Origin of the sequence: Paractinoplanes bogorensis (assembly GCF_018829635.1) — a bacterium.
Taxonomy (GTDB): domain Bacteria; phylum Actinomycetota; class Actinomycetes; order Mycobacteriales; family Micromonosporaceae; genus Actinoplanes; species Actinoplanes bogorensis.
This window is the reverse complement of the sequence record NZ_JAHKKG010000004.1, coordinates 265,641-286,528: the sequence shown is the minus strand read 5'-3', so window position 1 is coordinate 286,528 and position 20,888 is coordinate 265,641. Positions and strand designations below refer to the sequence as shown.

Sequence of the window (20,888 nt, the reverse complement as noted above, 5' to 3'; positions counted from 1 at the left end):
CCCTATCCACGACCGCGCGCCCCCGCGCATCCCGACCGGTCCGGGTTCGCCGAGGGCGCAACGCTCACCCACCTGCGGTAACACATTTGTCACACAGAGCAGTCACACACCGCCGCCGGCGCCGCCGCCGACCACGGCGTCGGAACGAGCGTCACCACCGACTGCGGCGTCCAAGGGGGCGCCTCCCCCGACCACCGCATCCGAGCGGTCGCCGTCCTTGGCGGGCGGCGGGATCAGACCGGTGAGGTCGGCGCAGTCGTTCACGCGTACGACGAAAGACCTGGTCGGTGTGTATCGGATGACGCTGACCGAGGCCGGGTCGGCCACGATCCGCTGGAACTGGTCGAGGTGCAGACCCATGGCGTCGGCGATGATGGCTTTGATCACATCGCCGTGGCTGCACGCCACCCACAGCGCGTCGGGCCCGTGGCTCTCGGTGAAGGCCGCGTCCCAGCGCCGGACCGTGGCCACCGCGCGGGCCGACATCGCGGCCATGGCCTCGCCGTTCGGAAAGACGGCGGCACTCGGGTGGGCCTGCACGACCGGCCAGAGCGGTTCCTTGGCCAGTTCCTTGAGCGGGCGGCCCTCCCAGTCGCCGTAACCGCACTCGGTCAGGCCCTCGTCGACCACCGCCGTCGTGCCGGGCAGGGCCAGCTCGACGGTGGTGCGGCAGCGGATCAGCGGGCTGGTCACGACCCCGGCCAGCGGCAGCACGCGCAGCCGCTCGCCGGCCCGGCCGGCCTGGGTGCGGCCGGTGTCGTCGAGCTCGACCGGGCGCCGACCGGCCAGCTCGCCGCTCGCGTTGGCCGTCGTGCGCCCGTGCCGGAGCAGCAGAACGGTGGCCACTATTCGGCCATGCCGAGCTCTTCGAACGCCTCGGCGACGATCCGCAGGGTGTCCAGGCCGCTCTTGAGGTCGCCGACGTAGGGGCTGATCGACAGCGTGCCGACACCCGCCTCGGCGTACTGACGCAGGCGTTCCTTGACCTGGATCTTGTTGCCGAGGATCGAGGTGCGCTCGATGAACTCCTGCGGCACGGCCTCGGCCGCCTCCGCCTTCTTGCCGCTCAGGTAGAGGTCCTGCACCTTGGCCGCGGCCTCGGCGTAGCCCATCCGCACGGCCAGCTGGTTGTAGAAGTTCTGCTCGCGGCTGCCCATGCCACCGACGTAGAGCGACGCGTAGCCGCGCAGCACGTCGGCGCACCAGGCCACGTTGTCGCCGAGCACGACCGGCACGCTGGGCGCCACGTCGAAGCCGGTCAGGCCCAGTCCGTGCTTGGACCGGCCACGCTCGATGTGCTGCAGATATTCGCCGGCCGCGTCGGGCGCGAAGAAGATGGCCAGCCAGCCGTCGGCGATCTCGCCCGCGAGCTCGAGGTTCTTGGGGCCGACGGCGGCGAGGTAGATCGGCACCGCCTCGCGGGGCGGGTGGAAGCCGAGGCGCAGCGCCTTGCCCGGGCCGTCGGGCAACGGCAGCGTGTAGTGCTCGCCCGAGAACGAGACGGGCTGCCGGGCGATCGCCATCTTGACGATCTCGACGTATTCCCGCGTACGGGAAAGAGGTTTGGCGAAACGCACACCGTGCCAGCCCTCGGAGACCTGGGGACCCGAGACGCCCAGGCCGAGCCGGAACCGGCCGCCGGAGAGGGTGTCGATCGTGGCCGCGGTCATCGCCGTCATGGCCGGGGTGCGGGCCGGGATCTGCATCACCGCGGCGCCCAGGTCGATCCGCTGGGTCTGGCCGGCGATCCAGGCCAGCATGCTGACCGTGTCGGAGCCGTAGGCCTCGGCCGACCACACGACCGCATAGCCGAGCCGGTCTGCCTCCTGTGCCATCGCCAGGTGGTCGGCGGGCGTGGTCCACGCCGCCTGATAGCCGAGGTTGAGTCCGAGCCGCACGATCTTCCTCCCACTGACGCCGTCGTCCCCCCGAAGCCTACTGACCCGCTCTCGACTCAAGAGGCGGGCGCCGGGAGGATTTCGCTCTTGACAACTACTGAATAAGGTTCACTCATGCTGCAACGACCGCTCGGCCGTAGCGGGCTCGCGGTCTCGCGGCTCGCGCTCGGCACCATGACCTGGGGCCGCGACACCGACCCGGACGACGCGGCGGCCCAGCTCAAGCTGTTCCTCGAGGCCGGCGGCACGCTGCTCGACACGGCCGACGTCTACGGCGACGGCGATGCCGAGTCGGTGATCGGCTCGCTGCTCGACCACCTCGTGCCGCGCGACGAGGTGGTGATCGCCACCAAGGCCGGGCTCACCCCGCACGGCTACCGGCGCCGCGACGGCTCCCGGGGCAACCTGCTGCGCTCGCTCGACGCGTCGCTGCGCCGGCTCGGCACCGACTACGTCGACCTGTGGCAGGTGCACGGCAACGACCCGATGACCCCGCTCGAAGAGACCCTGGCCGCCCTCGACCACGCGGTGAACAGCGGCCGGGTGCGTTACGTGGGGGTCTCGAACTTCGCCGCCTGGCAGACCGCCCGCGCCGCGACCTGGCAGTCGGCCTATCCGGGGCGGGCCCCGATCGTGGCCGCCCAGATGGAGTACTCGCTGCTCGAGCGGGGCATCGAGCGCGAGCTGCTGCCCGCCTCGCAGGCCCTCGGCTTCGGGGTGCTGGCCTGGTCGCCACTGGGCCGCGGGGTGCTCACCGGCAAATACCGCAACGGCCGGCCGCTCGACTCGCGGGCCGCCACCGAGCATCTGGCCCCGTTCGTGCAGACCTATCTCGAGCCGCGCAGCTCCAGCATCGTGCAGGCGGTCGTCACCGCGGCCTCCGGGCTGGGCGCCTCGCCGGTCGAGGTGGCGCTGGCCTGGATCCGCGACCGGCCCGGGGTGGCCGCCCCGATCCTCGGCGCGCGGACCGCCGCCCAGTTGCAGGGTGCCCTGGCCAGCGAGGACCTGACCCTGCCGGCCGAGATCGCCGGCGCGCTCGACGACGTGTCCGCGATCGACGTCGGCTATCCCGAGCGCGAAGGGGTCGGATACCCGGACGGCGAGGGCTGAGTGTTCCGCCCTCTGCTGCGCGCGATCACCTATCGCCGCGGGGTCTTCCTGCTGCTGGGCGGGGTCATCCTTCTCCCGTACGCGATGACGGCGGGCCTGCTGGCCCAGATGCTCACGTCCGGCGACGGCAACCTGGCCGGTGTGCTGGCCACGGCGGCGGTGGCGTTCGCCGTGGCCGTCGTCCCCCCGTTTCTGGGCGGCACCCGCGAGCTGGAGATCACCGCGGTGCGGGCCCTGCTCGGCGTGCCACTGCCCGAGCACGACCGCCGCCGCCCGATGCCCCTCGAGACCCGGCTGCGCTCGGCCGTCTGGTTCGGACTGCACCTGATCAGCGGCGCGGTGGTCGGCACGATCCTGCTCATCGCGGTGCCGCTGGCGCTGCTGGCCTTCACCGAGCGGGCCGGCCTGACCGAGGGTGCGCTGGTCGGCGCCGACCTGGGTCCGCTGCGGGCCGACAACCGCTGGGGCTGGACGGCGGCCGGGGTCGCACTGCTGATCGGCTCGGTCTACGCCACCGCCGGGCTGGGCGCGCTGGCCGCGACCATGGCCCCGGTGCTGCTGGGCCCCTCGGCGGCCGAGCGGGTCGCCGTGCTGGAAGCGCAGGAGCGCAGGCTGGCCGAACGCAACCGGCTCGCCCGCGAACTGCACGACTCGGTCGGCCACGCGCTGACCGCGGTCACGCTGCAGGCGGGTGCGGCCCGCACCGTCTTCGACCGCGACCCCGATTTCGCCCGGCGCGCCCTGGGGTCCATCGAGGATCTCGGCCGGACCGCGCTGGAGGAACTGGACGCCGTCCTCGGCCTGCTGCGCGACGCTGTGCCCCCGCCGACGCCTGGTCCTACGGACGGCGAGACCGACGCGCCGACCCTGGCCGACCTCGACCGTCTGCTGACCGACGACGTCGACGCGCAGGTGGACATGGTGGAGGTGCCGCCGGCCGTCTCCCGGGAGGCGTTCCGGATCGTGCAGGAGAGCCTGACCAACGCGGCCAAACACGGGACGGGGCGGGTCAGACTGCGGGTCACCGCGCCCGACGCTCTCGTCATCGAGGTCGCCAACAGGATCGCCATCGAGGTCGGCGCCCCGACCGGGACGAGCGGGGGCCGGGGGCTGGCGGGCATGCGGGAACGCGTACGGCTGCTCGGGGGTCATCTGACGGCCGGGGCGACCGACGGGATCTGGAAGGTCGAGGCACGGCTGCCACGGGGGGACGAGACGTGATCACAGTGCTGATCGTGGACGACGACGACCTGATCCGGGCCGGGCTGAGCGCGGTGCTAGGTGCGGCCGGTGACATCACCGTGGCCGGCGAGGCGACCGATGGTGATCAGGCCGTTCCGGAGGCCCGCCGGCTGCGCCCGGACGTCGTGCTGATGGACGTGCGGATGCCCCGGATCGACGGCATCCAGGCCACCCGGCTGCTGCTCGACCGGCTCGACGACCCGCCCCGGGTGCTGGTGCTGACCACCTTCGAGAACGACGAGTACGTGTACGAGGCGCTCGCGGCCGGGGCGAGCGGTTTCCTGCTCAAGCGGGCGCGACCGGAACGGATCACCGAGGCGGTGCGGATGGTCGCGCGCGGTGATTCCCTGCTGTTTCCCGAGGCCGTACGCCGTCTGGCCGCCACCCACCAGCGTCCGTCGCCCGGGCGGTTGCCGGGTGCACCGCTGACCGACCGCGAGGCCGAGGTGCTCGAGCTGATGGCAGAGGGCCTGTCCAACGCCGAGATCGCCGCGCGGCTGGTGCTCGGCGTCGAGACGATCAAGACGCACGTCGGCAGCGTGCTGGCCAAGCTCGGGGTCCGCGACCGCACCCAGGCCGTCGTCACCGCGTACCGCTCGGGGTTCATCTCCCCCTGACGAGGGAGACGGATCCCCCGCGGCCGGGATCTCCCCGCGCCGGTCAGTTGGGACCGTCGACGCATGGCACAGAAGCTCGCGGCCGGATGGGCCGCCCTCTACGGAACCCTCGCGCTGGTCTGGTCCGTGACCGGCCACGGCTTTCCCTACGGTCCCGGCGGCACCCGCTCCGAGACCAGCCCGCTGCGCGCCCTGCCGGCCGAGGTCGGCGCGCCGCTGTTCGCCGGGGTCCTGCTCCTGGCCGCGGTGCTCCTGCTGATCATGAGCGGCGGCCGCCCGGTCCCCCGGCCCGCGCGCATCGCGATGCTCACCTACCTGGGGGTGGTCGTCACGGCGCTGCTGGTGGTGATCCCGGATACCAGCCTGCTGACGCTCACCGGCTACCTGCCGATCCTGATCATCGGGCTACCGTTCGGCTGGCCGCCCGACATCGACTACTCGACCGTTTTCACCTGGACGCTGGCCAACCAGGCGTTCGCCGTCATCGGCGGGGTGCTGCTGGCCCGGGCCGTGCTCCGATGGCAGTTCGCCACGTCCGGGGCGTGCGAGGACTGCGGGCGCCCGGCGCTGCGCGGCACGGGGTCGTGGGCCCGGTGGGCGACGTACGTGGCCGCCGTGATCCCGCTGCTCTACGCCGCCACCCGGTTCGCCTGGCTCCTCGGCATCCCGGTCGGTCTCACCGAGGACACCCTGCGCGAGCTGCGGGAGAGCGGCGCGGTGTGGGCCGGCTCCGGGCTGGGCGCCTTCGCGGTCGTCGGCGCGATCCTGACGCTCGGCCTGGTGCAGCGCTGGGGCGAGGTCTTCCCAAGCTGGATGCCCGGCCTGGCCGGCAAGCGGGTGCCGATCCGGCTGGCCACCGTGCCCGCGACCCTGGTGGCGATCTTTGTGATGTCCGCCTCGGTGGCCTTCTACGCCGACCCGGTCTTCTTCGACACGCTCACCAGCGACACGGTGGCCGTCGCCCCCATGCTGGCCTGGCCGATCTGGTCGGTGGCGCTGGGCACGGCGACCCTCGGCTACTACCTCCGGCGCCGTCCGGCCTGCCGGAAGTGCGGTCCGGGCGACACCACGCCGGGGCTGGTGTCACGGCCGCAGGCGGGCGCATATTAGATCGCATGAACTACGAATACGCGCCGCTGCGGTTGCCCTCGAATGTCGATCGGCTGACGGCCGCGGCGCAGCTCGCGATCCAGGCGGAGTTCTCGGGCTGGGAGCTGGCCCGGGTGCAGCTCTATCGGGACGGCACCCGCAAGGTGATGCTCCGCCGCCGGATCCAGCCCACCCCGCAGCCGGGGCTGAGCTACTGAGAAGGGCCCGTCCGCACGGACGGGCCCTTCTTCACAACTTCATGCGACGACGCCGGTCAAGCTCAGTGCTGGTGGCCGGCGTGGTCGTGGTCGTGCTCGTCCTCGTCGGGCAGGAACGGGTGCTCGTCGAGCCGGCCGACCAGCAGGTCGCCCTCCTTGGGCGCGAACGGGCCGTCACCGTCCGAGTCTTCGAACTCGTCGAGGTCGAGCGGCTGGGAGATCTCGGTGACCGTGAGCAGGCCGTCGAGCGGCTCCAGCTCGGGCACGTCGAGCGACGACAGCGACCCGTCGCCCGCCTGCAGCAGCTCGAGCACGGCCTCGCCGACCGACTCGACCGCGCCGGCGTCCTCGTCCTCGGGCACCGACTGGCGGCGGGCCTCCTCGGCCCGGCGCAGCAGCGCCGACACGCTCGGCACGCGGTAGTCACGCCGCTGCCGCACCGAGAGGACCTGCGGGTACGGGTCGGCGCCGGCGGACGCGTCGAAGCCGTCCACGCCCAGGCCGAAGCGGGCGTCGGCCTCGTTCGGGTCGATCGACTCGACGTCCCACGGCGTCACCTCGCCGAAGCCGTCGAGCAGCTTCTCGTCGTACGCGAAAGAGGCGTTGTTGAGGTCGACGTAGGCCTGCCAGACACCGTCGTCATCGGGACGGCCCTCGGCCGCCTTGACCGCCGCGAGATGCGCCCGGGAGGCCTCGATCACCCGCTCGAGGGCGGCGTCGAGATCCGCGTACTGGTCGGTCATCGGTTTGGGTCCTTCCGCAGGTCAGCTGTTCCGGAGAAGACGGTCGAGCACACGCACGCCGAACTTTAGCCCGTCGACCGGCACGCGCTCGTCGATGCCGTGGAACAAGGAGGCGAAGTTCAGGTCGGCGGGAAGCCGCAACGGGGCGAACCCGAAGCAACGGATGCCGAGCGTCGAGAAGGCCTTCGCATCGGTGCCCCCGGACATCAGGTACGGCACAGTACGCGCCCCCGGATCCTCGGCGCGCAGCGCGGCCCCCATCGCCTCGACCAGATCGCCGCCGAACTCCGTCTCGACGGCCGGCTGCTGGTGGACGTGCTCGATCTCGATGTCCGGCCCGATCAGCTCGCGCAGCTCGGACAGGAACCGGTCGGCCTCGCCGGGCAGCGTGCGGCAGTCGATGGTGGCCGACGCCCGCCCGGGGATCACGTTGTCCTTGTAGCCGGCCTCGAGACGGGTGGGGTTGGCGGTGTTGCGGATGGTGGCGCCGATCAGGTTGGCGATCGGGCCCAGCTTGGCGATCGCCACCTCCGGGTTGTCCGGGTCGATGTCGATCTGCAGCGCGTCGCCGACCTGGGCCAGGAACTCCCGGACGGTGGGCGTGACGACGATCGGGAACCGGTGGTGGCCGACCCGCGCGACGGCCTCGGCCAGGTGGGTCACGGCGTTGTCGTCGTGGATGAACGAGCCGTGCCCGGGGCGGCCACTGGCGTGGATGCGCAGCCAGTCGAGCCCCTTCTCGGCGGTCTGCACCAGATAGAGGCGCAGGTCGTCGTTCACCGTGTAGGAGTAGCCGCCGACCTCGCCGATCGCCTCGGTGCAGCCCTCGAACAGGTCCCGGTGGTTGTGCACCAGCCACTGCGAGCCGTACTCCATGCCGGCCTCTTCGTCGGCCGTGTAGGCGAGCACGATGTCGCGCGGGGGCACGTAGCCCGTACGGGACCAGTCCCGGACCACGGCGAGCATCATCGCGTCGAAGTCCTTCATGTCGATCGCGCCCCGGCCCCACAGGTAGCCGTCCTTCTCCTCGCCCGAGAAGGGATCGACCGACCACTCGCTCGCGTCGGCCGGCACCACGTCGAGATGCCCGTGCACGAGCAGCGCGCCCCGGCTGCGGTCGGCCCCCGGGATGCGGGCGACCAGGTTGGCCCGTTTCGGCGCCGACTCGTGGAGCTCGACGTCGATGCCGGCCTCGCCCAGCTTCGCGGCGACGTATTCGGCGGCGACACGCTCACCGACCGTCGTACGCGGGTCGCCGGTGTTCGTGGTATCGATACGCAGCAGGTCGCGGCAGATGCCGACGACCTCGTCCGCGGAGGTATTCTCCATCCCCCCTTCCTATCAGGGGTTTGTCACCACGACAGCTGGGGGTATTGCCGCGCCGTGTCGTCCTTGAATCTTCCCCCGCTGCCGCCCGTGGGCGGCGAGACCACCGGCCGCAACGTCGTCGACGTGGTCACCGGCGAGCACCGCAGGCTGCTGAAACTCTGCGATCGCCTGGCCGCCGACCCGGCCGACAAGCGCCTGGCCAGTGCCCTGGTGGCCGAACTGTCCCGGCATCTCAGCGCCGAGGAGCAATATCTCTATCCGGCCGTACGCCGTACCGTGCCGGGCGGCGACGAGCTGGCCGACCGGGAGCTGGCCGAGGACCGGCAGCTGTTGATCAGTCTGCAACAACTCCAGAAGCAGCTGTCGGCCGAGCGCGTGGCCGAGGTCGCGGCGTCCGTCCGGCGGCACGTGGACGCCGACGCCGAGGAGTTGCTTCCGGTTCTTGTGCAGATGGTGCCGATCGAGGATCTGATCCGGGTCGGAAACCGCTTCGAGACCGCCGAGGAGGCCGCGCCGACCCGTCCGCACCCCGGCACTCCGTCGACGCCGCCCTGGAACAAGGTGGTGGATCCGGCGGTCGCGGTCGTCGACAAACTTCGCGATGCGGTGACGGGCCGAACGACGTACGCAAAGGATTTGTAGGTAAATCACCGGATTCGTTAACCCATTTGTCACATGTGGGGGATCTTTCAATCGTCGATAGGTCTAGCGTTCGATGTCCTCCGGGTCCTAACGTCACGATATGAACCTGGAGCTGCGTCATCTCAAGGTGGTCTGCGCCATCGCCGAGACAGGCAGCGTGACCAAGGCGGCATCGCAACTGGGGCTGGCTCAGCCGGCCCTGACCGCGCAGCTGCAGCGCATCGAACGCACTCTGGGCGGACCCTTGTTCGAGCGGGACCGTCGCGGCGCCCGGCCCACGGCACTGGGTGAGCTGGTGCTCGCCCGCGCCCGGGTGCTGCTGCCGGCGATGAAGGGGCTGCAGGACGAGGCGGCCCGGCTGGCCGGCGCGACCGGGGTCGACACGATGAGCCGCTACCGGATCGGGGCCCTGGGCGGCCCGATCATCGGCGGCATGGTGTCCCGGCTCGCCCAGGCCCAGCCCGAGGCGCAGATCACCACCCACGCCTCCTACTACGTCGACGACCTGGCCAACATGGTGCTGGCCGGCAAGCTCGACTACGCCCAGGTGGGCGTGTGCGGTGACGCGTTCCCGTCGGCCGACTACGGGCTGATCTGGCAGACGATCGCGATCGACGGCATCTGCGTGCTGATGCCCGACGACCATCCGGGCAGCAAGGGCGCCGACGTCGACCTGGCCGAACTGGCCTCGGAGTCGTGGGTGGCGGCGACCGGCGACGGTTGTTTCGGCGACTGCTTCGCGGCCGCCTGCGCCCGGGCCGGCTTCACGCCGCGGCGGATGCTGGAGAGCGACGTGCGCGGCTGCGTCGACATGGTCGAGTCGGGCCTGGCGCTGGCGCTCTGCCAGGGCACGTTCCGGCCCCCGCCCGGGCTGACCTCGCGGCCGTTGCGCGGGGCGCCGCTGCGGTGGCGGCTGGTGCTCGGCTGGCACCCCGAGTCGCCGGCGGCGCACAGCTCGGACAAGCTCATGGTGATGGCCCAGGAGGCGTACCAGGAGGTCGTCGAGCGCAATCCCGACTTCGTCGAATGGATGGCCGACTACCCGCAGCTGGGGGTGACCGGCAGTCTCGTCTGAGTTTCCTGGGGGCCCGGCGTCGCCGAGCCCCCAGAATTGTCAGACCTTGGCGGGCGAGTCGGCCGTGAAGGCCAGCGCGCCGTCCACGGCGTCCACCTTGATCGTCTGGCCCGGGGCCAGGTCGGCCGCGAGAAGCATCGACGACAGCCGGTTGTCCAGCTCGCGCTGGATCACCCGGCGCAGCGGGCGGGCGCCGAACTCGGGCTGGAAGCCCTTCTCGGCCAGCCAGTCGATCGCCGCGGTGGTGATCTCCAGGGTGACGTCCTGGTTGTGCAGCCGGCGCCGCGTCTCGTCGAGCATCAGCTCGGTGATCTGGCGGACCTGCTCCTGCTCGAGCTGCCGGAAGATGATGATCTCGTCGATCCGGTTGATGAACTCGGGCCGCAGCTGCTCCTTGAGCCGCCGGTCGAGCCGCTCGCGCAGCTCCTGGTCGGGCGAGGCACCGCCCACCGCGCCGAACCCGACGCTCCGGCGCGAGCCGTTGATCAGGTCGGAGCCCAGGTTGCTGGTCATGATCAGCACGGTGTTCTTGAAGCTCACCGTGCGGCCCTGGCTGTCGGTCAGGCGCCCGTCGTCGAGCACCTGCAGCAGCACGTTGAACACGTCCGGGTGGGCCTTCTCGATCTCGTCGAGCAGCACCACGCTGTACGGGCGGCGGCGCACCGCCTCGGTCAGCTGCCCGGCCTCGTCGTAGCCGACGTAGCCGGGAGGCGCCCCGACCAGCCGCGACACGGTGTGCCGCTCCTGGAACTCGCTCATGTCGAGCCGGACCATCCGGTCCGAGTCGCCGAACAGCGCCCCGGCCAGCGAACGGGCCAGCTCGGTCTTGCCGACGCCGGTCGGGCCGAGGAACAGGAAGCTGCCCACCGGCCGGTCCGGGTCGCCCAGTCCGGCCCGCGAGCGGCGGACCGCCTCGGCCACCGCCACGACGGCGTCGTCCTGGCCGACCACCCGCTCGTGCAGGTGCCCCTCGAGCTTGAGCAGGCGGGCCCGCTCCTCCTCGGTGAGCTGCGCGACCGGGATGCCCGTCGCACGCGACACGACCTCGGCGATGTCGGCCTCGGTCACCTGGGGCACGCTGTTGCCGCCGGTGACACCCTGGGTGATCTCGGACTTGAGCTGGTTGATCTCGTCACGCAGCGACGACGCCTTCTCGTAGTTCTCGGCCGCCACCGCCTGGTCACGGTCGCGGGACAGCTCGTCGAGACGGCGCTCCCGTTCCCGTACGCCCGCGTCCGGGGTCTTCACCCGCAGCCGCACCCGCGCGCCGGCCTGGTCGATCAGGTCGATCGCCTTGTCCGGCAGGAACCGGTCGGTGATGTAGCGGTCGGACAGCTCGGCCGCGGCATCGAGAGCCTCGTCGGTGATCCGCACCTGGTGGTGCGCCTCGTAGTTGTCGCGCAGGCCGCGCAGGATCGCCACCGTGTCCTCGACCGAGGGCTCGCCGACCAGCACCGGCTGGAACCGCCGGGCCAGCGCCGCGTCCTTCTCGATGTGCTTGCGGTACTCGTCCAGCGTGGTCGCGCCGACCACCCGCAGCTGCCCGCGGGCCAGGGCCGGCTTGAGCATGTTGCTCGCGTCCATGCCGCCGCCCTCGCCGCCGCCACCGGCGCCGACCAGCGTGTGGATCTCGTCGAGGAAGACGATCAGGCTGTCGCCCTCGCTCTGGATCTCGTCGATGACCTTGCGCAGGCGCTCCTCGAAGTCGCCCCGGTAGCGGGTACCCGCCACCAGGCCGGCCAGGTCGAGCTGCATGACCCGCTTGTTCTCCAGGGTCAGCGGCACGTCGCCGTCCACGATGCGCTGGGCCAGGCCCTCGACGATCGCGGTCTTGCCGACGCCGGCCTCGCCGATCAGCACCGGGTTGTTCTTGGTGCGCCGGGAGAGGATCTCGACGGCCTGCTCGATCTCGTCGGCCCGGCCGATCACCGGGTCGATCTCGCCGCGCCGGGCCATCTCGGTCAGGTCCACGCCGTACTGCTCCAGCGTGGGGGTGTTTCCCGGGGTCTTCGCGCTGCTGCGGCCCGGCTCCGGCGTCACACTCCCCGACTGCTGCAGGGCCTGGGGGTCGAGCTTGCCGCCCAGCAGGCGGCCCGCCGCCGAATCGGCGTTGAGGCCGAGCGCCATCAGGATGTGCTCGGGGCCCACATAGGACGAACCCAGCGCCCGGGACAGCTGCAGGCTGTCGAGCAGCGCCCGCTTCGCGGCCGGGGTCAGCGCCACCTGGGTCGGCAGCTCCTCACGCACCCCGGCCGGACGGCCCAGGGCGGAGAGCAGCGACTCGGGGTCGGCGCCGGCGCGGCGCACGGTCTGTTTCATCGGCTCGAGCTGCAGCACGGACCACAGCAGGTGGTCGGTGTCCAGGTCGGCGACCGGACGATCCGGGTCGGCGAGCTCGGCCGCGCGGCGGGCGGCACCGGAGAGGACCTCACGGGCGTCGCCGCTCATGTACTTCGTGATATCGATGCGCGCCGAACGGCGCGGGTCCGCCGCACCGAAGAAGCGCGCGAAGAAGTCGTCCCACTGGCCGGGACCGGTCGGTCCCATCGGTCCGATGCTCATTCGTCTTCCTTCTTCCACGTGTCCGTGTTGGTCACGCCCTCTGTCAGCGTCATGGGCGACGTGACCATTCCCGAAAATCCGAGAAAGTTGACTCGGGTAGGCTCAACTTCATGACCGTACCTCTCGTGATCGTCGACGGGGCCAACGTCGTCGGTTCCGTACCCGACGGGTGGTGGCGCGATCGGGCCGCGGCGGCCGTCCGGCTACGCGACGCGCTGGCTCCGGTGCTGGTCACGGGCTTGACCGACCTCCCCGGTCCAGTGTCCGTGGCGCTGGTCGTCGAGGGGCGCGCTCGCGATATTCCGGGCGTTCCGGGTGGGGTCGACGTGGTCCCGGCGGCCGGCTCGGGCGACGACACGATCGCCGATCTGGCCCGAGCCGAGGCCGGTTCGCGGCGCGTGGTGGTCGTCACGGCCGACCGCGGGCTGCGCGATCGGGTGATCGCCGCCGGGGCCGAAGTGAGGGGTCCCACGAGCGTCCCGCGGCGGTAGGGTGCGGGGGTGACCGCCGCTCGCTTCGCCTGCTGGGTCACTCCGCCGTTGCCGCTCTACGGCAACGATCACGAGCGCCGCGACTTCGCGCCGTCGGCATCGGGTCGCACGATGCCGCTCTGGACGCCGCCGCCGCTCTTCCCTCCGTGGCACCTCCAGCGCGCCTGACATCTCTTCGCGAGGCCGCACCTTCCCGTGCGCCCCGGACTCGCCGCGAGCCGTCCCGCATCGCTGATCCAGCGGTGGCGCCTCGCCGTTTCGTCGCGCTGCTGGAAAACGGAGTCCCCTCATGTCCGCTACCCCGGCTGAACGAGCCGGCGCCCGCGTGGTGCTGCGCCAGCCGTACGTCCCGCTCGTCCTCACCGCCGCCCAGGTCGGCCGGCTCCCGCTCGCCGCCTCGCCGCTGGCCATCCTGCTGTTCGCCCGGGAGACGCTCAGCCTGGTCGTCGCCGGCGCACTGGTCGCCGTCTTCACCGCCGGCATGGCCGTCGGCGCCCCGGTGCTGGCCCGAGCCGTCGACCGGTGGCGGCAACCACCCGTCCTGTACGGCTCGGCCGCCCTCTCCACGGTCGGCTACCTGATCGCCGCGTACGCGCCCGGCCGCCCGCTCGTCATCGGCCTCGGCGCCGCGCTGGCCGGGCTGGGCACCCCGCCGCTCGAGGCGTGCCTGCGGGCGCTGTGGCCCATGCTGGTGCCGCCGGACGCCGTGCACGCCGCGTACGCGCTGGACATCGCCGTGCAGGAGGTCATCTTCGTCACCGGCCCGCTCGTCACCCTGGGCGCGGTCGCGCTGGGCGGACCGGCCGCGGGCCTCTACGCGGCCGCGCTGCTCCAGCTGATCGGGGTGATCGCGTTCGTGGCGGCGCCGGCCGTACGGGAATGGCGCGGAACCCCGGCCCGGCGGCACTGGGCCGGACCCTTGCGCGAGCCCCGCCTGGCCGTGATGGTGGCCGGGGTCGCCTTCGTGGGTGCGGCGGTGGGCAGCATCCCGGTCGTGCTGACCGGCTATGCCGAGGCGGCGGGCGACCGCTCGTTGACCGGCTGGCTGCTGGCCGCCCAGGCTGGCGGCGCGCTGATCGGCGGACTCCTCTACACCCGCGCCTCCCCCGGCGGCCCGCGTCGGCTGCCGGTGCTGACCGCGGTGTTCGCCGTGGGTTACCTGCCGCTGCTGATCGCCCCGGGCACCGCGGCCATGACGGTGTTGCTGATCCTCAGTGGCCTGATGCTCCCGCCGGTGCTGACCGCCGTGTTCCTGGCCGCCGACCGGCTCGCCCCCACCGGGACGGTTGTCGAGGCGTTCGCCTGGATCATGACCGCGTTCAGCGTCGGCAGCGCACTCGGTGCGGCAGTGGCCGGACCGCTGACCGATCTCGGGGTGCGGGCCGGCTTCGCGTTCGCCCCGGTGGCCGCCGTCGTGGCGGTCGCCGCCATGGCGCTGGTGCTGCGCCCCGGACGGGACGGCCTCGATGCCCGCCCGAACCAGGGCGAAAGCGCGGGCGACTGATCACTGCCGGGTGGTGAGATCCACGCCCGGGGGTGAATGTGGTCGTTCGCGGGACGGGCGTACTCTTCCCGCGACGGCCGCCGGGCTGTCACCCTCTGGATTCATTCCTGTTCATTCAGGGTCGGATCTCGGACGCTCCGGCAGCGCCCGATCACTGCTCTCGGTAACGCTGTCCAACAGGGACTCATCCGCACCGCGCAAAGGGGGCGGCCCGGACGGCGGGGCAGGAAGAGGGCAGTAGTCTGGGGTCGTCAGCAGGGTTCCTTACAGCAGGAGGCTCCACGGGTGGCCAGTGTCGCCGAGGTCAAAGCGGCTGTGGACGCTGCACTTCAGCAGGTCACCGAGGGGCAGCAGGCGATAGCGGCGGCCCGCGAGAAGCTGGGCGAGGCGCAGCAGAGCCTGGCCGCGGCGCTCGACGGCAGCGGCAACGACGCGGTGGGGGCGGCCCACGCCCAGCTGTCGCAGGCCGATCAGTCCCTCGAGGAGTGCCTGGGCGCGACCCTCGTGGCGGTCGAGCAGGCGCAGCAGTACACGGCGACCCTCTGACGAGATGTCACTGATTCAGGACCTCGGCGCTCAGCTCCGCGCGATCTCGGACGAGCTGCCGACCGGCCAGGTCACCGTCGCGCTGGAAAAGCTGCGCAGCGCCACCGAGCTGCTGACCTGGGTGCGTGAGACGTCGCAGAATCCGCTGGGCGTGCCGCAGCTGGGCAACGCCACCGAGCACGCCGAGCAGGCCGCGGCCGCGCTGCGCCTGGCCCAGGATTCGATCGAGCGCTATCTGGCGAGCATCGGCCTGGGCGGCGGGTCGGGGCCGGCGCCGGTCGACCGGGATTGGAAGGCCGGCCTGGAACGACCGGTGTCAGAAAAGACAGAGGCTCAGGAGGAGACGACCGAGCAGCTCGGGCCGTGGTGGCAGAAACGGGTCACCCAGCTGACCGGGGAGCCCGCGCCGGACAAGAACGAGACCCGACAGACCGACACCGCCGAGCTGCTCCGTCGAGTGGCCAGCGGCGTGCGGGCGGGTGACCGCGCCCGCCTCGGCCGCGAACTGCACGGCGTGAGCGCCTCGACCGGCCTGGGCCTGTCGGCGGTCAGCTCTCCCGTCCTGCACCGCCTGGCCGGTGACCTGCTCGGCCACGAGCCCCGGCCCGAGGATGTGCCGCGGTTGCGCGCGGCCGCCGAGGGGCGGGTCAAGTCGCTGCTTCCGGGTACGTCACCGGCCGTGCTCGAAACCTTGATCGACCGCATCTGCCGGGTCCCGGTCAGCAATCAGGGCGGCCCGCAGAACCATCCGGCCGACAGCGCGGTGACCGCGAGCGTCCTGACCGGAGTGCTGCTGGCCCGGCTGGGTCGCGACGCCGGCTCGCTCGACCCGGCCGCGCCCGACCCGGTGCCCGGGTCCGCCGACGACAGCAGCGGCGGCAGCGATGGCTGAGTCGACCGCGCAGCAGGTGATGGGCATCCGGGCCGGGCTGTCGCACGCGCTCGGGGCGGCCTCGAACGCCCTCGACGCGGCCCGCGCCGAATACTCCCGGGCGGTCGAGCGCCGGCGCCGGGTGGCCGAGGCGGCCGACGCGCGGCGGCACAAGCTGGCGGCCGCGCGGGACGGGCGGCTGGCCGAGATCGCCGAGCAGCACCGGGCCGACCTGTCGGCCTATGTGGAGGCGGCCGCGTCCGCGGCCGACCGGGCCGCGCCCGGGGCCGCCGGTGACCCGTGGGACGACTGGCAGCCCACCCCGCTCGACGCGGCGGCCGAACTGCGGGTGGGCCGGCTGCTGCTCCCCCACCCCGAGGACGTGCCGGCGCTGGTGCCGCTGCTCGACCGCGGTCACGTGGTGGTGCGGGGCGACCGGGCGCTGGGCGACGAGGTGGTGGCCGGGCTGCTGCTGCGGGCGCTGGGCACGGCGGCGCCGGGGGCGGTGCAGATCATCGGCTACGACCCGGAGCACCTGGGTGGCGGGCTGGCCCGGTTCGCGCCGCTGGCCCCGGCCAACGTGCTCACCTTCGTCGGGCCGGGCGGGCTGGGCGGGCTGCTCGACGACCTGACCGACCAGGTGCGCCGGATCAACGAGACGGTGCTGGCGGGCGAATACACGTCGCTCCGCGAGCTCAACCGGGCGACCCACCGGCGGCCCGAGCCGTGGCGGATCGCCGTGCTGCTCGGCGCGGGCGAGCTGAGCCGGGCCGAGCAGGCCCAGTTGCAACGGCTGCTGCGCACGGGCGCGGCCTGCGGGGTGCACCTGGTGATCCAGGGCATGCCGGTGCCGGTCGGTGAGGGCGTCGAGTTCATCACGGCCCAGCCGGGTGACCATGCCCGGATGAGCAGTGCGGGGGCTCTTCCCGTACGCCTGGACGGGGGCCCGCCGCAGGCGGTGGTGGCCGCGACGTGCCGCCGGATCGCCGAGGCGGTCGCCGCCGGCCCCGCCCCGGTCGCCCTGGACAGCCTGTTGCCGCAGGTGGAATGGCAGGAGAGCGCGGCCCGGGGGCTGACCGCGCCGCTCGGCGACAGCCCGCAGGGCGTCCCGGTGCCGGTGACGCTGTCCGACTATCCGCCGCACGCGCTGATCGCCGGCCCGTCCGGCACCGGCAAGACCAACCTCATCTACGCCTGGATGGGCGCCCTGGCCGCCCGCTACTCCCCGGCCGAGCTGGCTTTCTACCTGCTCGACTTCAAGGAGGGCGTGTCGTTCGCACGGTTCGCCCCGGGCCGCCGCGACCAGACCTGGCTGCCGCACGTACGCCTGGTCGGGGTCAACGTGAACACCGACCGCGAGTTCGGGCTGGCCCTGCTCCGCTTCCTGGGCGACGAGCTGCGCCGCCGGGCCGACGCGGCGAAACGGCACGAGGTGACCAACCTGGCCGAGCTGCGGACCGAGGACCCGGAGGGCTCGTGGCCGCGGATCGTGGCCGTGATCGACGAGTTCCAGGTGCTGCTGTCCGGGCGCGACGCGGTCGAGAAGGAAGCCGTCGACCTGCTCGAAGACCTGGCCCGCCGGGGCCGCTCGCAGGGCATCCACCTGATCCTGGCCAGCCAGGACGTGTCCGGCATCGAGGCGCTGTGGGGGCGTCCGGCACTGGTCGCGCAGTTCTCGCTGCGGATCGCGCTGCCCCGGGCCCGGAGGGTGCTGGCCGAGCAGAACACGGCGGCCGAGTCGCTGCCCCGCTATCACGCCGTGGTCAACGCCGACTCGGGTGCGGTCGAGGCCAACCGGGTCGTCCGGGTGCCGGCCGCCGGTGACCGGGAACGCTGGAACGCGTTGCAGCACCGGCTGTGGCGCCGCCGCCCGCTCGAGCAGGGCCCGCCCCGGCTGTTCGACGGTGACGCCGTCCCCCGGCTCTCCGAGAGCCCCGACTTCCGCCGTCTGGCGCCGGCCGAGTCGCTGCCGGCGCCGGTGGTGCTGCTGGGCGAGACGATCGACGTCGAGGCGAGGTCCGCCCGTACGGTGTTGCGCCGCGCCCCCGGGCGCAACCTTGCCGTACTGGGCACACGGCTCGAAGAGGCGTGCTCGGTGCTGGCCACGGCCGCGCTGTCGCTGGCCGCGCAGTTCCCGCCCGAGGGGGCCCGGTTCTCGATCCTGTGCCTCGACCAGGACGCCCGCCCGGCGGCCCGGGCGCTGTGCGAGGCGTTGCCCGACTGCGGCTGGTACGAGCAGGACAACGCCGACTGGGTGCTCGAGGAGGCGGCGTCCGAGGCGGCCGCGTCCTGGCCCGCCGACCGGCACCACTTTCTGCTGGTCTACGCGGCCGACGCGCTGCCCGGCGGCAAGGGCGCGGCCGAGCAGCTGCGCACGATCCTGCGGCAGGGCCCGGAGCGGCGCATCCACGTGCTCGGCTGGTGGCGGGGCGCGGGGCTGCTGCGCGACGCGCTGGGCGGTCCGGGGTCGCGCACCGACCCGATCGGCGCCTGGGTGGCCCTCGATGTGCACGGCAGCGAGCTCGCGCCGTTCTACCCCGGAACCGGCGCGCCCGCCTGGTATCCGAGACCCTGGCGCGCCCTGCACTTCGACCGGTCGGTGCATCGCGGAGCGGAGGTCATCATCCCGTACGGTGTCGGCTCGTGACCACGCACGGAGGTTTGCAGCCGGCCGACTTCGCGACGGCCGACTACCGCAGTGTGCTGCGCCGGCTGACCACTCTGGACGACGAGGCGGCGAGCGCCCGGGCCGAGGCCGTGCACTGGTACGACTCCCGGGTCGCGGCGGCCGACGACGCGGTGCACGGAGCCGAGGAAGCAGTCGACGAGGCGAAACACGCCGTCCGGGAGGCGCAGCGCACCCTCGAGACGGTGGACGCGCGAGCCGCCGGCCTGTGGTCGGAATACGTGCACAAGGTCGGGCCGGTGGCCGAGCGCTACGGCCGGACGGTGCCCCCGGCCGCGATCCCCCGGCAGCGCAGCGACCGGGACGCCGGCGACTACCTCGACGAGGTGGCCACCAAGGTCAAGTACACGGCCCCGGCCCGGCCGATCAACGGCGGGGTGAAGCTCCTGTTCGTGGTGTTCGGGTTCCTCGGCGGCGTCGCCGGGGCGATCGGCAACCAGGTGCTGCGGACGAACGGCGGCGGGGCGGCCGACGGCACCTGGCAGGACGCGCTGCCGGTGGTCGCGCTGCTGGTGCTGCTGGCCTGCCCGGTGCTGGCGGTGGTGGCGGCCAAGCGGGTGGCCGACCGGCGCGGCGTCGGTCTGGACGCCGCGACGGTAGCCACCGTGCTGATCACCGGTCTGGTCACGGCCGGCGCACTGGTCGCCCTGCTCCGGACGACCTAGCCGGTTGGCACGATCAGCGCCTCGGTGAGCAGCCGGCGGGCCAGCACGAGCCGGTCGGCGTCGTCGTCGAGGGGCAGGTCCCCCACCCGTACGGGCTCCGGGCCCAGCGCCAACCGCAAGGCCGGGGCGCAGAAGGCCGGGAACCGGATCGTGCGCCCGGACAGCCGTAGCACGACATGGTCGGGACCGTCCTCGGCCAGCCTCCAGCGCAGTCCCTCGCGTACGCGGAAACGGTCTTGTGCCCCCAGACCGGCCGCGAAGTCGAGCTGAGCCAGCGGGCTCACCGGCTCGGGACGCGCGGACGGCCAGTCCCGGGCCTGCAGGCGGGCCGCGACGTCGGCCGGATCGACCGAGGTGAGCCAGTCCCGCAGGGCCTCGACGGTCTCGGTGAGTTCGGGCTCGATCGCGTCCGGGTCGGAGACGTCCACCGCGTAGGGCAGGGTGGCCCGCAGCCGGGCGTCGTCGGCGGCCAGCGCGAGCAGTTCCTCGACGACGGCGTAGCGGGTAAGCGCCCGGACGCCGAAGGTCAGGTGCAGCGAGCGCTGCCCGAGCGCCTCGGCCGAGTGCAGCCAGCCGCGGGGCAGGTAGAGGGCGTCGCCCGGAGCCAGCACGACGTCCATCGCGGGTTCGCCCTGCGCGGTCGCGCCCACCTCGTCGGCGTGCCCGCCCCAGGCCTGCTTCTCGAGCGGGTCGGCCAGCACCGGCTCGTGCAGGCGCCAGCGTTTGGTGCCGTCGACCTGCAGCACGAACACGTCGTGGGTGTCGTAGTGGGTGCTGAAGCCCTGGCTGCCGGGCGGGGTCAGATAGGCGTTGACCTGCAGCGGGCGGCGCAGTTCGGCGCCCAGCCGGCGGGCGTAGTCGATCAGCGGCGGCCACAGCCGGTGCAGGCCCTGCAGAACCAGGGTGGCGCCGTCGGCGTACAGGCGCATGACCTGCTCGTCGACGACCTGGTCGCCGATCTCGGCGCCGGCACCGCCCGAGCCGGTGAAGCTCGCGGCCGGGAGCACCTTGCCCTGCCGGGCGACGCGCAGGAACGGGGTGCGCAGGCCGCGGCGGCTCAGCAGTTCGTCGACCGCGGCCGGCGAGAGCAGATCGGTGAACCCTTCGGGTCCGGCCAGCTCACCGGCCCGGGACAGCAGCGGCGCCCGGCCCCAGTAGGCGGCGGCGAACTTGCCCGGCTCGACGGCCACGGCCCGGGAGAGCGCCGGGCGGGAGCCGCCCGGCGCTTCGTCGAACGGCATGGTCAGGACGCGGAGCCGTCGGCGCCGCCGTCGTGGCCGGCCGGGTTCGCGCCGCCGTCGGCCGGACCCTCGCCCGCACCGCCGTCCGCGCCACCGTCGTGTCCGCCCGGGTTGGCGCCACCGTCGGCCGGGCCCTCGCCCGCGCTGCCGTCGGCGCCACCGTCGTGACCGGCCGGGTTGGCGCCACCGTCGGCCGGGCCCTCGCCCGCCGAGCCGGAGGCCGAAGTGATGTCGTCGTCGCTGAGAGACATGGGAAAGCTCCTTCTTCGGTGGAGGTGCAGCCACGCCGAGGTACCCGGTGATCGCCGCGTCTAACCTGCTGTGGCCGGGGTGACACGCGTTCCGCGGGGTACGGGCCC

21 protein-coding genes are annotated in these 20,888 nt (G+C 72.8%); 14 read left to right on the top strand and 7 right to left on the bottom strand.

Annotated elements, in window-relative coordinates; genetic code table 11:
* Nucleotides 1-102: 102 nt before the first annotated feature.
* Complete coding sequence (locus KOI35_RS13080) at nucleotides 103-846, bottom strand: histidine phosphatase family protein (RefSeq protein ID WP_215787047.1); 744 nt, start codon at nucleotides 844-846, stop codon at nucleotides 103-105.
* Nucleotides 846-1,898 carry an LLM class F420-dependent oxidoreductase gene (locus KOI35_RS13075; RefSeq protein WP_215787045.1) on the bottom strand — a complete coding sequence of 351 codons (1,053 nt, stop codon included), beginning with the start codon at nucleotides 1,896-1,898 and terminating at the stop codon, nucleotides 846-848. Before KOI35_RS13075 ends, KOI35_RS13080 begins: the two co-directional genes overlap by 1 nt.
* Nucleotides 1,899-2,012: 114 nt before the next feature.
* Between KOI35_RS13075 and KOI35_RS13070 the strand changes: the two genes are divergently transcribed.
* From KOI35_RS13070 to KOI35_RS13050, 5 genes are all read left to right on the top strand, one after another.
* The gene (locus KOI35_RS13070; protein WP_215787044.1) at nucleotides 2,013-3,008 is read left to right on the top strand and encodes an aldo/keto reductase; all 996 of its coding nucleotides are present in this window, start codon (nucleotides 2,013-2,015) and stop codon (nucleotides 3,006-3,008) included.
* Nucleotides 3,009-4,229, top strand: a complete 1,221-nt coding sequence (locus tag KOI35_RS13065) for a sensor histidine kinase (protein ID WP_308120938.1) — start codon at nucleotides 3,009-3,011, stop codon at nucleotides 4,227-4,229.
* A complete protein-coding gene (locus KOI35_RS13060) occupies nucleotides 4,226-4,867 on the top strand; it encodes a response regulator transcription factor (RefSeq protein ID WP_215787042.1) in 642 nt (213 codons plus the stop codon). The genes KOI35_RS13065 and KOI35_RS13060 overlap by 4 nt, the downstream gene beginning before the upstream one ends.
* A gap of 63 nt (nucleotides 4,868-4,930) precedes the next feature.
* Complete coding sequence (locus tag KOI35_RS13055; RefSeq protein ID WP_215787040.1) at nucleotides 4,931-5,977, top strand: hypothetical protein; 1,047 nt, start codon at nucleotides 4,931-4,933, stop codon at nucleotides 5,975-5,977.
* A gap of 5 nt (nucleotides 5,978-5,982) precedes the next feature.
* Entirely contained in the window at nucleotides 5,983-6,174 is a 192-nt protein-coding gene (locus tag KOI35_RS13050; RefSeq protein WP_215787038.1) for a DUF5703 family protein, read from the top strand.
* 62 nt (nucleotides 6,175-6,236) lie between these two features.
* Here KOI35_RS13050 and KOI35_RS13045 read toward each other — a convergent pair whose 3' ends face one another.
* The gene (locus KOI35_RS13045) at nucleotides 6,237-6,917 is read right to left on the bottom strand and encodes a hypothetical protein (protein ID WP_215787036.1); all 681 of its coding nucleotides are present in this window, start codon (nucleotides 6,915-6,917) and stop codon (nucleotides 6,237-6,239) included.
* Nucleotides 6,918-6,938: 21 nt separating this feature from the next.
* Nucleotides 6,939-8,246, bottom strand: coding sequence for a M20/M25/M40 family metallo-hydrolase (locus KOI35_RS13040; protein ID WP_215787034.1), 1,308 nt, complete (start codon nucleotides 8,244-8,246; stop codon nucleotides 6,939-6,941).
* Between the two features lie 63 nt (nucleotides 8,247-8,309).
* Here KOI35_RS13040 and KOI35_RS13035 point away from each other — a divergent pair, with 63 nt between their 5' ends.
* Both KOI35_RS13035 and KOI35_RS13030 read left to right on the top strand, forming a co-directional pair.
* A complete protein-coding gene (locus tag KOI35_RS13035) occupies nucleotides 8,310-8,888 on the top strand; it encodes a hemerythrin domain-containing protein (protein WP_215787032.1) in 579 nt (192 codons plus the stop codon).
* A 100-nt stretch (nucleotides 8,889-8,988) separates the two neighbouring features.
* Entirely contained in the window at nucleotides 8,989-9,963 is a 975-nt protein-coding gene (locus KOI35_RS13030; protein WP_215787031.1) for a LysR family transcriptional regulator, read from the top strand.
* A gap of 39 nt (nucleotides 9,964-10,002) precedes the next feature.
* Here the strand turns inward: KOI35_RS13030 and KOI35_RS13025 are convergent, their stop codons facing one another.
* Nucleotides 10,003-12,525 (bottom strand): ATP-dependent Clp protease ATP-binding subunit, encoded by a 2,523-nt coding sequence (locus KOI35_RS13025; protein ID WP_215787029.1) that lies wholly within the window; start codon nucleotides 12,523-12,525, stop codon nucleotides 10,003-10,005.
* A gap of 110 nt (nucleotides 12,526-12,635) precedes the next feature.
* On the opposite strand from KOI35_RS13025, the gene KOI35_RS13020 reads away from it, so the two are divergent.
* The 7 genes from KOI35_RS13020 to KOI35_RS12990 all read left to right on the top strand — a co-directional run bounded on the left by KOI35_RS13020 (nucleotide 12,636) and on the right by KOI35_RS12990 (nucleotide 19,288).
* Nucleotides 12,636-13,016 (top strand): PIN domain-containing protein, encoded by a 381-nt coding sequence (locus KOI35_RS13020; protein ID WP_215787027.1) that lies wholly within the window; start codon nucleotides 12,636-12,638, stop codon nucleotides 13,014-13,016.
* 9 nt (nucleotides 13,017-13,025) lie between these two features.
* Complete coding sequence (locus KOI35_RS13015; protein ID WP_215787025.1) at nucleotides 13,026-13,184, top strand: hypothetical protein; 159 nt, start codon at nucleotides 13,026-13,028, stop codon at nucleotides 13,182-13,184.
* Nucleotides 13,185-13,305: 121 nt separating this feature from the next.
* Nucleotides 13,306-14,520: an MFS transporter gene (locus KOI35_RS13010; RefSeq protein ID WP_215787022.1), complete on the top strand. Its 1,215-nt coding sequence runs from the start codon at nucleotides 13,306-13,308 to the stop codon at nucleotides 14,518-14,520.
* A 285-nt stretch (nucleotides 14,521-14,805) separates the two neighbouring features.
* Nucleotides 14,806-15,066, top strand: a complete 261-nt coding sequence (locus tag KOI35_RS13005) for a hypothetical protein (RefSeq protein ID WP_215787021.1) — start codon at nucleotides 14,806-14,808, stop codon at nucleotides 15,064-15,066.
* 4 nt (nucleotides 15,067-15,070) lie between these two features.
* On the top strand, nucleotides 15,071-15,958 hold the full coding sequence (locus KOI35_RS13000) for a hypothetical protein (RefSeq protein ID WP_215787019.1): 888 nt from the start codon (nucleotides 15,071-15,073) through the stop codon (nucleotides 15,956-15,958).
* Nucleotides 15,951-18,584, top strand: coding sequence for an FtsK/SpoIIIE domain-containing protein (locus tag KOI35_RS12995; protein ID WP_215787017.1), 2,634 nt, complete (start codon nucleotides 15,951-15,953; stop codon nucleotides 18,582-18,584). Before KOI35_RS13000 ends, KOI35_RS12995 begins: the two co-directional genes overlap by 8 nt.
* The gene (locus KOI35_RS12990) at nucleotides 18,581-19,288 is read left to right on the top strand and encodes a hypothetical protein (RefSeq protein WP_308120936.1); all 708 of its coding nucleotides are present in this window, start codon (nucleotides 18,581-18,583) and stop codon (nucleotides 19,286-19,288) included. Before KOI35_RS12995 ends, KOI35_RS12990 begins: the two co-directional genes overlap by 4 nt.
* Here KOI35_RS12990 and KOI35_RS12985 read toward each other — a convergent pair.
* Together KOI35_RS12985 and KOI35_RS12980 are read right to left on the bottom strand one after the other, a co-directional pair.
* On the bottom strand, nucleotides 19,285-20,529 hold the full coding sequence (locus tag KOI35_RS12985; RefSeq protein ID WP_215787015.1) for a cupin domain-containing protein: 1,245 nt from the start codon (nucleotides 20,527-20,529) through the stop codon (nucleotides 19,285-19,287). The two genes, KOI35_RS12990 and KOI35_RS12985, sit on opposite strands and share 4 nt — an antisense overlap.
* Nucleotides 20,530-20,531: 2 nt before the next feature.
* Nucleotides 20,532-20,780, bottom strand: coding sequence for a hypothetical protein (locus KOI35_RS12980; RefSeq protein WP_215787013.1), 249 nt, complete (start codon nucleotides 20,778-20,780; stop codon nucleotides 20,532-20,534).
* Between the last annotated feature and the right edge of the window lie 108 nt (nucleotides 20,781-20,888).